Origin of the sequence: Micropruina sp. (assembly GCF_027492755.1) — a bacterium.
Classification (GTDB): domain Bacteria; phylum Actinomycetota; class Actinomycetes; order Propionibacteriales; family Propionibacteriaceae; genus Micropruina.
Map to the genome: position 1 here is coordinate 12,126 of NZ_JAPUED010000053.1, position 10,854 is coordinate 22,979.

The 10,854-nt window shown below is 69.7% G+C and carries 12 protein-coding genes and 1 tRNA gene; 12 read left to right on the forward strand and 1 reads right to left on the reverse strand.

Annotation, left to right across the window (positions count from 1 at the left end):
- The first annotated feature begins 49 nt into the window (after positions 1–49).
- Together Q0066_RS03415 and Q0066_RS03420 are read left to right on the forward strand one after the other, a co-directional pair.
- Positions 50–637: an ATP-binding protein gene (locus tag Q0066_RS03415; RefSeq protein ID WP_298130058.1), complete on the forward strand. Its 588-nt coding sequence runs from the start codon at positions 50–52 to the stop codon at positions 635–637.
- Between the two features lie 70 nt (positions 638–707).
- Positions 708–1,178 carry an OsmC family protein gene (locus tag Q0066_RS03420; protein WP_298130060.1) on the forward strand — a complete coding sequence of 157 codons (471 nt, stop codon included), beginning with the start codon at positions 708–710 and terminating at the stop codon, positions 1,176–1,178.
- 54 nt (positions 1,179–1,232) lie between these two features.
- Here the strand turns inward: Q0066_RS03420 and Q0066_RS03425 are convergent, their stop codons facing one another.
- The gene (locus tag Q0066_RS03425; RefSeq protein ID WP_298130062.1) at positions 1,233–2,945 is read right to left on the reverse strand and encodes a hypothetical protein; all 1,713 of its coding nucleotides are present in this window, start codon (positions 2,943–2,945) and stop codon (positions 1,233–1,235) included.
- A 104-nt stretch (positions 2,946–3,049) separates the two neighbouring features.
- Between Q0066_RS03425 and Q0066_RS03430 the strand changes: the two genes are divergently transcribed.
- The 10 genes from Q0066_RS03430 (at position 3,050) to Q0066_RS03475 (ending at position 10,853) form a co-directional block, all read left to right on the forward strand.
- The gene (locus Q0066_RS03430) at positions 3,050–3,727 is read left to right on the forward strand and encodes a response regulator transcription factor (protein ID WP_298130064.1); all 678 of its coding nucleotides are present in this window, start codon (positions 3,050–3,052) and stop codon (positions 3,725–3,727) included.
- The gene (locus tag Q0066_RS03435; RefSeq protein WP_298130066.1) at positions 3,724–5,115 is read left to right on the forward strand and encodes an ATP-binding protein; all 1,392 of its coding nucleotides are present in this window, start codon (positions 3,724–3,726) and stop codon (positions 5,113–5,115) included. Before Q0066_RS03430 ends, Q0066_RS03435 begins: the two co-directional genes overlap by 4 nt.
- A 111-nt stretch (positions 5,116–5,226) precedes the next feature.
- The gene (gene rph, locus Q0066_RS03440) at positions 5,227–5,952 is read left to right on the forward strand and encodes a ribonuclease PH (RefSeq protein WP_298130068.1); all 726 of its coding nucleotides are present in this window, start codon (positions 5,227–5,229) and stop codon (positions 5,950–5,952) included.
- On the forward strand, positions 5,949–6,596 hold the full coding sequence (gene rdgB / locus Q0066_RS03445; RefSeq protein WP_298130070.1) for an RdgB/HAM1 family non-canonical purine NTP pyrophosphatase: 648 nt from the start codon (positions 5,949–5,951) through the stop codon (positions 6,594–6,596). Before rph ends, rdgB begins: the two co-directional genes overlap by 4 nt.
- A 2-nt stretch (positions 6,597–6,598) precedes the next feature.
- Positions 6,599–7,393 (forward strand): thymidylate synthase, encoded by a 795-nt coding sequence (locus tag Q0066_RS03450; RefSeq protein ID WP_298130072.1) that lies wholly within the window; start codon positions 6,599–6,601, stop codon positions 7,391–7,393.
- 9 nt (positions 7,394–7,402) lie between these two features.
- Positions 7,403–8,221: an alpha/beta fold hydrolase gene (locus Q0066_RS03455; protein ID WP_298130074.1), complete on the forward strand. Its 819-nt coding sequence runs from the start codon at positions 7,403–7,405 to the stop codon at positions 8,219–8,221.
- Entirely contained in the window at positions 8,218–8,907 is a 690-nt protein-coding gene (locus tag Q0066_RS03460) for a hypothetical protein (RefSeq protein WP_298130076.1), read from the forward strand. The genes Q0066_RS03455 and Q0066_RS03460 overlap by 4 nt, the downstream gene beginning before the upstream one ends.
- 9 nt (positions 8,908–8,916) lie before the next feature.
- Positions 8,917–9,417 (forward strand): dihydrofolate reductase, encoded by a 501-nt coding sequence (locus tag Q0066_RS03465; RefSeq protein ID WP_298130077.1) that lies wholly within the window; start codon positions 8,917–8,919, stop codon positions 9,415–9,417.
- A complete protein-coding gene (locus Q0066_RS03470) occupies positions 9,417–10,736 on the forward strand; it encodes a DNA polymerase IV (protein WP_298130078.1) in 1,320 nt (439 codons plus the stop codon). Before Q0066_RS03465 ends, Q0066_RS03470 begins: the two co-directional genes overlap by 1 nt.
- A gap of 35 nt (positions 10,737–10,771) precedes the next feature.
- Positions 10,772–10,853 (forward strand) — tRNA-Leu (locus Q0066_RS03475).
- Position 10,854 lies beyond the last annotated feature (1 nt).

Genomic DNA, 10,854 nt, shown 5'->3' on the forward strand with positions numbered 1-10,854 from the left:
CGGGCTTGCCCCGGGATCTCGTACACGCACCTCTGAGAAGGAGACACTGATGTCAGACCTACTCTTCGTCGTCGGCCCCGCCGGCAGCGGAAAATCCACCGCGAGCAAGCTCATCGCGAAACGACTCGGCGCGGCCTACCTGGACAAGGACACCGTCGCGACCGGTTTCACCGAGGCGATCCTCACCCTGGCCGGCAGCGACCCGCACGAGCGGGACAACAACCAGTACTACCAAGACCATGTGATGGATCTGGAGTACGAGACGATCCTGCGGGTCGCCACCGACAACCTCACCCTGGGTAATTCGGTTGTCCTGGACGCCCCGTTCGGCCGCTACCTGCGCCGCGACGCCTTCCTCACCGACGCCGCCGAGCGCCTCGGCTGGGGCGACGACATCCGTCCCGTGGTGGTGCACGTCCGAGTGGACGGCGAGGCGATCCGGAACCGCCTGATCGGACGCGGCCTGGAGCGGGATGCCTGGAAGATCGCCCACTGGGACGAGTTCTGGGCCAAGGCCGGCCAGGTCGACTGCACCTGGCAGGGCGCCGAGCACGTCACCCTCGACAACACCGGGAACGCTCCCGATGTCGAGGGGCTGGCGAGCCGGCTTGCCTCCGAGCACACCGCGCGTTCCTGACAGCGTCACTGCTGTTCACGGCGTCCGACTCTAGTGGGCGGATACTGCGCCTCGTGCCAGGCTGGCTGTCATGACCAGCGAGCATCGCTACCGACTGACAACCACCTGGACCGGCAACCTCGGTGCGGGGACGACCGGGTACCGCGACTACGACCGTGCAGTCACCGTCGAGGTGGACGGCAAGCCGGTGCTGCTGGGCTCGGCGGACCGGCCGTTCCGCGGTGACCCGACGCGCTGGAATCCGGAGGATCTGCTGCTGGCGGCGTTGTCGCAATGCCATCTGCTGTCCTACCTGCACGCCTGCGTCACCAGGGGAGTGGTGGTCACCGATTATGTCGACGAGGCGTCCGCGGTGATGGAGGTCCAGGGCAACGGCGGCGCCTTCCGCGAGGCCGTGCTGCACCCTCGAGTCACGGTGCGGGACGCATCCATGGTGGAGGAGGCGATCGCCGCCCACCATGACGCGCACGAGTGGTGCTTCATCGCCAACTCGGTGAACTTCGAGGTCCGCGTCGAACCGGCCCTGACCACCGCCGGTTGAGCTGGTCGGAACCAGGATCTCGGCAAGCTCGATCAGGGGGGTGGGTGATGCCGCTCAGCCCGGCAGCTCCATCAGGACCGCCGTCCACCCCGTCCCTGCCGGCGCCGCATGCAGAATCGTCGGGTGCAGGTCGGCCAGGGCGGCCGGCACACCCCGGGCCGCCTCGGCAGCCGTCACGGTGCCCTTGTAGATCCACAGCAGATACTGCTCACCCGCCAGTGACGTCCGGACGGCCTCGGCTGACGGCACGGTGCTGTACACGATGTGCGCCGATGGGTCGATCCGGCTCAGCGGATTGTTCGCCATCACCGCAGGATCGGCGGCACCGATCATGCCGTTCGCGTTGCCCTTGGTGATCACCACCGGGATGCCGGGATGCTCGGCTCGGGTATCTGAGATCGCGGCGAACACGCCGGACAGATTCTCCGAATGCCCGTTCGCCGAGCGGACGAAGCGCTGCGCCGGCAACACCGTGGCGACCTGGACGGCGAGCAGTGCCAGGGCGGTGACGCCCGCGGCGACCCGCGCACCCCCCGACCAGGAAGACGCATCGGCAGCGCGCGCCCGCCACACCAGCCGCACGAACAGACCCGCGACAGCGACGATGCCGAGCGCAGCCAGAGCGGCCAGCGGCGGTAGGAAGGCGACCCAGTACCGCAGCCGGAACAGATTGGTCCGCACCGTGCCGACCGCCAACGCGAGAGCCAGCGGCACCGCCAGCCAGATCAACAGGCTGACCGGCAACTCCCGGCGTCCGCCGGGGCGGCTGAACAGGCCCACCAGCGCCAGGATCAGGACGATCGCCGAAACCGGCAGCGCGTAGGTCAGCGAGATCGCGCGGAGCAGTTGTTCGGTGATCGTCGCCGGTGTCACCAACCGATGCGCGGCCAGGCCGGCAGCCCCGGTCCCGTGGGCTGCCGACATCACCAGCTGTCCGCCGGCCAGCACGGCCGCGGCCACCAGCGTCAGCACGATCGAGGCGGCTCGTCGCAGACGCCACCGCAACTCGCCCGGCGCCACCAGCCAGGCGAGCAGCTGCGCCGGCCACTGGAACACCCCGAAGGTGTGGATCGCTCCCACTGCCACCAGGCTCAACAGATGACCTGTGGCCGCGCCGACGCCACCGGTCGGCCCTGAGGCGGGGACCAGGCTGCGGAAGCCGAGCGCGACCCGTCCCGGACGCAGCCGCCGGTCGCTCGCCAGCCAGCTGACGGTCGCGGCCAGGGCGAGCAGGGCGTACGGCCGGGCCTCCTGGGCGTACCGGACGAAGCCCGGCAGGCTGAGCAACACCAGTCCGGCCAGCACCCCGGCGAACCGGCCGGCGTTGCGTGCCACCAGTGCGTACAGCACGACGACGGTGGCCGCCCCGGCCGCCGCCGACAGCAGCCGCACCGCGACCAGCGTCGACAGTGCCGGCCAGAACGACCACAGCGCCGCCGTCCACGCCTTGGCCAGGTAGTAGTAGGGCACCATCGGGGCGTCCGGACCCTGCCACAGCACCGCCAGGTCCCCCCAGCTGCGCTGCAGCGCCAGGTAGGTGGCACCCTCATCGCTCCACGGCCACGGGGTGGCGATACCCCAGGTGGTGACGACAGCGGCAACCACGCCCAGCCCCAGAGCGATCCAGCGCCCGGCTGTCGCCCGGTCCAGCCACGGTGCCGCCGACGCCCGGGGCTCGCTCCGGACCGGTGCCGCCGGCCGCGCCGCGACCAGGCGTGCCATCGGCCCAACGGGGGTCAGGGTGTCGGAGCTGCTATCGACGGTCACACTCCCAGTCTCGACAGCCGGCTCACAGAACCCAGCCCGCTTCATCTGGCTTTCATCTGCCGCGACTACCCTCGACGCGAACAGGAGGAATCGACATTCGCGTCTTGATCGTCGAGGACGAACGCAGGATCGCCGCCTACGTGAAACGGGGCCTCGAAGAACACGGGTATGCGGTCGACGCCGTCCACAGCGGGCAGGACGCGCTCTACTGGGCCGGTTCGACCCCTTACGACATGATCCTGCTCGACATCCTGTTGCCGGCTCCCAACGGCCTGGCGGTGTGCCGCGAGTTGCGGCGCCAGGGTTCCCGGGTGCCGATCCTGATGCTCACCGCCCGCGGTGCGGTCGACGAGCGGGTCGCGGGTCTGGACGCCGGCGCCGACGACTACCTGGCCAAACCCTTCTCGCTGAAGGAGTTGCTGGCCAGGATGCGCGCCCTCACCCGTCGCTCGGACGGCGGCGACGGCTCACCGCTGCTGACGCTCGCAGATCTGACCATGGACACCACCACTCGCCGGGTCACCCGCGCCGGCGATGAGATCACCCTGACCTCGAAGGAGTACGCCGTTCTGGAGTGCTTCCTGCGCGAACCGGAGCGGGTGCTCACCCGCGAGGCGATCGCCGAACACGTCTGGAGCTACGACGTGCACCACGAGTCGAACGTGGTCGACGTCTACATTCGCAATCTGCGCCGCAAGGTCGACGACGGACGTGAGCGGAAGCTGCTGCAGACGGTGCGTGGCGCGGGCTACCGGCTGACCGAGCGGGGAGTGGGCAGGTGACGCTGCGTGCCCGGTTCGCGTTGTGGATCTGCCTGATGATGCTGGCCACCCTCGGTGCCTTCGGCGCGTTCGTCTACTTCTCGGTCTCGCACTGGCTGTCGTCCAGCCTGGACGACTCACTGCGGCTCGGCGCCACCCAGCTGATCGCCACCGCCGACGTCGACGACGGCAAGTTGCAGGTCGACGACGATCCGGTGATCTTGGATGCCGGGTTGACCGACGAACTGCGCTCGCGAGGGCTGAGCATCCAGATCTTCGGCCCCTCCGGTGCCGTGCTGCAGTCCCTCGGGCCTTACGCCAGCCTGGCTGTGGAGCCCGCGGTTCTGCGCGAGGCGCTGGCCGGCCGTTCCAGCCTGCACACCCGGCCTGATCCGGAGGGCACCGGCTCGGTGCGGGTGCTGACCCAGCCGATGCTGATCGACGGCAAGGTGGGGGCCGTCATCCAGATCGCCGAGAGCCTGCGCAGCATCGACGCACTGCGGGAGCGCCTGCTGCTCAGTTTGCTGCTCGGCTCGCCGATGATCGTCGCGGCGGCCGGCGTCGGTGGCTACTACCTGGCCGGACGGGCGCTGCGGCCGATCGACCACATCGTCGCCACCGCACGCCGGATCTCGGCGCACGACCTGACCGAACGGCTCGGCCTGCCGCCCTCGCGCGATGAGGTGGGACGGCTGGCGGGCACCTTCGACGAGATGCTCGGCCGCCTCGACGAGGCCTTCCAGCGGGAACGCCGGTTCAGCAACGACGCCGCGCACGAACTGCGTACCCCGCTGGCCGCGATGCAGTCGATTCTCAGCGTGATCGCCGAGCAGCGCCGGACTCCGGCCGAGTACGAGGCGGCGCTGGCCGACCTGTCCGAGGAGACCGACAAGCTGCGCGCGCTCACCGACGACCTGCTGCGGCTGGCCCGCGCCGAGGCGTCCGAGCCGTTGTGGGAGCCGGTCGACCTGGCCGAGCTGGTCCCGGAGGTGGTGGACAGCCTGCGGCCGCTCACCGACGCCGACCGGGTGCGGCTGACCTGTCTCACCGAGGGGGATGCCAGCGTGGTCGGCGACACCGACGCGCTGATCCGGCTGCTGGTGAACCTGCTCGACAACGCCATCAAACACACCCCGGCCGGCAGCATCGCGGTCACTGTGCGGGGACTGCCCGACGAAGTGAGGATCGCTGTCACCGATACCGGCGACGGCATCGCCGCCGAACACCTGCCCCATGTGTTCGACCGCTTCTACCGGGCCGAAGAATCCCGCACCACCGCGGGCACCGGCCTCGGCCTGGCCATCTGTCGCGAGATCGTCCACACCCACGGCGGCGACATCGAGGTGACCAGCGAACCCGGTGCCGGCTCGACGTTCACCGTCCGGCTCAGCCGCGATCCGCGGTCGTAGCAGTTTTGTGCCTGCCCCGGTCGAGGACCCCCAGCCCAACGGTCTCACCAGAGCGTGCGGGGTGGGCGTCAGGTTTTGACACCACGCGGTGCGAGGTCGTGGGATGGCTCCATGACTTACACCCGCACCGACGGACGCGCGGCCGACCAGCTGCGTCCGGTCACCATCACCCGCAACTGGCTCGATCACGCCGAAGGGTCGGTGCTGGTCGAGTTCGGCCGGACGCGGGTGCTGGTGGCGGCGTCCGTCACCCAGGGCGTGCCGCGCTGGCGCAAGGGCTCCGGCCTGGGCTGGGTGACCAGTGAGTACGCGATGCTGCCCCGGGCCACCAACACCCGCAGCGACCGCGAATCGGTGAAGGGCCGGATCGGCGGCCGCACCCACGAGATCTCCCGGCTGATCGGACGCTCGCTGCGGGCCGTGATCGACTACAAGGCGCTCGGCGAGAACACCATCGTGCTCGACTGCGACGTGCTGCAGGCCGACGGCGGCACCCGCACCGCCGCGATCACCGGCGCCTACGTGGCGCTCGCCGACGCCGTTGAGTGGCTGCGGGAACGGAACGCGCTGGCCGGCGAGCCGCTGACCGGATCGGTGGCCGCGGTGTCGGTGGGCGTGGTCGAGGACGCCGCGCTGCTCGACCTGGCCTACGTCGAGGACTCGGCCGCCGAGGTCGACCTGAACGTGGTGACCACCGGCGACGGCCGGTTCATCGAGGTGCAGGGCACCGCCGAGGGCATGCCCTTCGACCGCGCCATGCTGGACACCCTGCTCGACCTGGGGGTCGCCGGCACCGCGGAGCTCACCCGGCTGCAGCAGGCGGCACTGACCGCATGAAGATCGTTCTGGCTACGCACAACGCCAAGAAGCTCAGCGAACTGCGCCGCGTGGTCGCCGAACAGGGCCTCGCACTCGAGGTGCTCGGCCTGGACGACGTGGCGAGCTACCCCGAACCGGCCGAGACCGAGCGCACCTTCGAGGGCAACGCGCTGCTCAAGGCCCGGGCCTGCGTGGCCGCCACCGGTTTGCCGGCGCTGGCCGACGACTCCGGTATCGCGGTCGACCTGCTCAACGGCATGCCCGGCGTCCGGTCGGCCCGCTGGGCCGGCAAGGGTGCCACCGATCAGGCCAACCTCGACCTGCTGATCGCCCAACTGGCCGACACCGACCCGGCGGAACGCACCGCCCGGTTCGTCTGCGCTGTGGCTTTCGTGGACGCCGCCGGCACCGAGCATGTCGTCCGGGCCGCGATGGAGGGCACCCTGGTGTCGCAGCCCCGCGGCGGCAACGGCTTCGGTTACGATCCGATCTTCGTAGCCGAGGGACACACCCGCACCAACGCGGAGCTGTCGCCGGCCGAGAAGGACGCGATCAGCCATCGCGGCCAGGCCGTCCGAGCCATGTTGCAGTGGTTGGTCGGCGAGGGGCTGGTCGACGAGGGACGGGTCGGCGCAGGGCCGGCCGAGCGGGAAGAGGGTTAGCGGTGCAGCAGTATCTGGATCTGCTTCGGCTGGTGCGCGACACCGGAGTGACCAAGGGCGACCGCACCGGCACCGGAACCCGCAGCATCTTCGGCCACCAGCTGCGCTTCGATCTGCGCGAGGGTTTCCCGCTGCTGACCACCAAACGGGTGCATACCCGCTCGGTGTTCGGTGAGCTGTTGTGGTTCCTGCGCGGCGACACCAACCTGGCCTGGCTGCATGCCAACGGCATCACCATCTGGGACGAATGGGCCGACGCCAACGGTGACCTGGGTCCGGTCTACGGCCACCAGTGGCGCTCCTGGCCCACCCCGGACGGCCGGCACATCGACCAGCTCGCCCAGGTGATCGAGGCGATCAAGACCAACCCGGATTCTCGCCGGCACATCGTCTCGGCCTGGAACGTCGCCGACATCGACACCATGGCGCTGCCGCCGTGCCACGCACTGTTCCAGTTCTACGTCGCCGACGGACGACTCTCCTGCCAGCTCTACCAGCGCTCGGCGGACCTCTTCCTCGGGGTGCCGTTCAACATCGCCTCGTACGCGCTGCTCACCCACATGGTCGCGCAGGTGACCGGGCTCGAGGTCGGCGACTTCGTGCATACCTTCGGCGACGCCCACCTCTATCTGAACCATCTGGAACAGGCCGATCTGCAGTTGAGTCGCGAACCGCGTCCGTTGCCGACCTTGCGGCTCAACCCTGAGGTGACCGCGATCGACGCATTCACCCTGGACGACATCGAGGTGCTCGACTACCACCCGCATCCGGGCATCAAGGCTCCGATCGCGGTCTAGGAAAGCACGATGGCGCGGCGACGGTTCCTGCTGGGTCGGAGGAAGTCCGGTCTGGACCGGCTCACCGTGCACGAGTTCCAGTACGGCGACGCCCGCGTCCGGGTCTACGAGGAATGGACGATGCGGCCCGAGTTGGCCGAGTCGCCCGACGTCCCGACCTTCGTATTGGTGCACGGGCTTGGGGTTTCGTCGCGGTTCTTCCTGCCGCTGGCGCACCAGTTGTCGCCCTACGGGCGGGTGCTGCTGTTCGACCTCCCCGGCTTCCACGATCTGCCGAAACCACGGCACCGGATGTCGATCGTCGACTTCGCCGACGTGGTGAAGCGGGCACTGGACGACCTCGATGTCGACGATCCGCTGCTGGTCGGACATTCCATGGGCGCCCAGGTGGTGGCCGAGGTTCTGGCTCAGTACCCGTCCTACAGCAGCGCCTCGATGCTGGTCGGTCCTGTGGTGGTGAGCGCCGAGCGGACGCTGCCGCAGGTGATCCGTCGCTTCCTGCAGGCGTCGATCTACGAACCGCCCGGCAACACGATCACCGCCACCGCCGCCTATGCCCGGGCCGGCCTGCGCTGGATCCTAGACACCGTGCCGAAGGTGATCTCGTACCCGATCGACAAGCGGCTGCCGCTGGCGAAGGCGAGGCTGCTGCTGGCCAGCGGTGAGCATGACCTGATCAGCCCACCGGCCTGGCGTGAGCTGTTGGCGTCCGCGGTGCCGGGCAGCCGGGTTGTCACCATTCCGGGTGCCGCGCACGGCGTCGTCCACGACAGCTATCGGGAGCTGGCCGACGAACTGCTCGACCTCGCCGGCGTCGGCACCGCATGATCCGGCGCCGGTTCGGCGGTCTGTTGGACTGGGCCTACGGGGTGGGTTGGTGGCTGCGGGCGTTCAGCCGCTCCGGCAGCCCGGACGCCTTCCGTGAGCCCGGCCCCGATCCGGACCACCACACCCCGATCGTGCTGCTGCCGGGTATCTGGGAGCGTTGGCCCTACCTGGTGCCGCTGGCCCGGTCGCTGAACGCCGCGGGCCATCCGGTGCATCTGATCGCGGCGCTGGGCGCCAACGGTTCACCGCTGCCGGCCGCGGAGCGGATCGTCGCCGGTTACCTGGAAGCCCACCAGTTGTCGAAGGTGATCCTGGTCGCCCACTCCAAGGGCGGTCTGATCGGCAAGCTGGCCATGCTGGACCCGTCCTGCGCCGACCGGATCCTCGGCATGGTGGCGCTCAGTACACCGTTCGGCGGCTCGTCGCTGTCCTGGCCGATCTTCGGCCGGACCCCGCTGGGGGTGTTCGCACCACGCGGCGCGGCGATCACCGAACTGTCGGCCCAGCTGGAGGTGAACGCCCGGATCATCTCGCTGCAACCCACCCACGACCAGGTGATTCCCGAGGGCAGCCGGCTCGAGGGAGCCCGCAATGTGAGCCTGGAGGCGGCCGGTCATTTCCGTCCGCTCCGGGACGCCGAGGTGCATCGGGTGATCCACGAACTGGTGCACGAACTGGCTCGATAAGCTCAGCGGGTGCGGATCATCGGTATCGCGATCGTGAGCTCCAACGGCGTGATCGGGGACGGCGAGCGCCAGCCCTTCGAGATCGCTGAGGACTGGGCGCGCTACAAGCGGGTCACCCTCGGCCACCCGATGATCATGGGCCGCGCCACCCACGACGCGATCGGACGCTGGCTCCCCGGACGCACCACGATTGTGGTGACCAGTGATCCGGCACGGATCGAGTTGCCGAGCGACGGACGCGCGGTCGGCTACGCAGTCGCCTCGCTGGACGAGGCCCTGGAGCTTGCCCGGTCGCTCGACGACGAGATCTATGTCGCCGGCGGAGGCACCATCTACCGTCAGGCCTGGCCGTCGCTCACCGACCTCGATCTGACCGAGGTGGACGCCGAAGCCGAGGGCACGGTGCTCTTCCCGGAGGTCGACCCCGGCCAGTGGCACCAGGTCGCCCGCGAACCGCGGGACGGCTTCGCCTTCGTCCAATACCGGCGGCGGGACGCCGACGGACTCTGATGCGTCCGCACGCCTCCGTCCTGCATCTTGATCTGGACGCCTTCTTCGCCGCCGTCGAGCAGCGGGACAAGCCGTCGCTGCGCGGCAAGCCGGTGATCGTCGGCGGCATCGGCCAGCGCGGGGTGGTCGCGACGGCCTCGTACGAGGCCCGGGTGTTCGGTGTGCATTCGGCCATGCCCACCCACGAGGCCAGGCGCCGCTGCCCGCATGCGGCGTTCCTGTTCGGACGGTTCGGGGCCTACCGGCAGGCGTCCCGAATCGTGATGGGGTTGCTGCGAGAACTGTCGCCGCTGGTCGAGCCGCTCAGCCTGGACGAGGCGTTCGTCGATCTCGCGGTGGGGGACCGCTCGCTGGAGCCGGAGGCAGTGCTGGACGAGGTCGCGCAGCTGCGGGCTCGGCTCACCGACGAGACCGGCGGGCTGACCGCGTCCGTCGGCGTCGGATCGTCGAAGTTCATCGCCAAGGTCGCCAGCGAACTGGCCAAGCCGGACGGCGTCCGGCTGATCGCTCCGGGAACCGAGGTGGAGACCATCGCGCCGTTGCCGGCCCGAGCGATCCCCGGGGTGGGCCCGGTCACCATGGAGAAGCTGGCCCGGCTCGGGGTCAGCACCGTCGCCGACCTGCAACGACTGTCGCAGCGCGAGCTGACCCGCGAACTGGGCCGGGCCCAGGGGGAATGGATCGGCGCGCTCGCCTTCGCCCGCGACGACCGCCCGGTGGAGCCCGACCGGGAGACCAAGTCCATCTCGGTGGAGGACACCTTCGAAACCGACGTCACCGACCGCGCCCGGCTGGATGCCATCGCCACCCGCGACGCCGGCACCGTCGCCCGACGCTTGTCGGCGGCACACCTGTTCGCCCGCACCATCACCATCAAGGCCCGCTACCCGGACTTCACCACGCTGTCCCGCTCGCGCACCCTGGAAGGAGCCACCGACGACCCCGAGGTGATCGCGACCATCGCCCGCGCACTCCTGGACGGCGTGGACGTCCCGCGCGGCCTCCGCCTGTTCGGCGTCGGCGTCGCCGGCCTCACCGAGGTCGCCCAGGAAGCCCTCTTCGAGACGTCCGGCCCGTCGGTCGAGCTTGTCGAGACCACAACCGACGAACAAATTGGTTTCGACAAGCTCAACCAGCGATCGGTGCCACCCGCCTACCGTGCCGGCGCTGACGTCGTCCACGACGATCACGGCCCCGGCTGGGTCTGGGGCACCGGCCTCGGCCGGGTCACCGTCCGCTTCGAGACGGCTCAGACCGGGCCCGGCCCGGTCCGTACCTTCGCCGTCGACGACCCCGCACTGCACCCGGTCGCCGACTGAGCGCCCCCACCTGGGGCCCTACACTGAGCCCTGCCGCCGGAGTGGTGAAATTGGCAGACACGCAGGATTTAGGTTCCTGTGCCTTCGGGCGTGAGGGTTCAAGTCCCTTCTCCGGCAC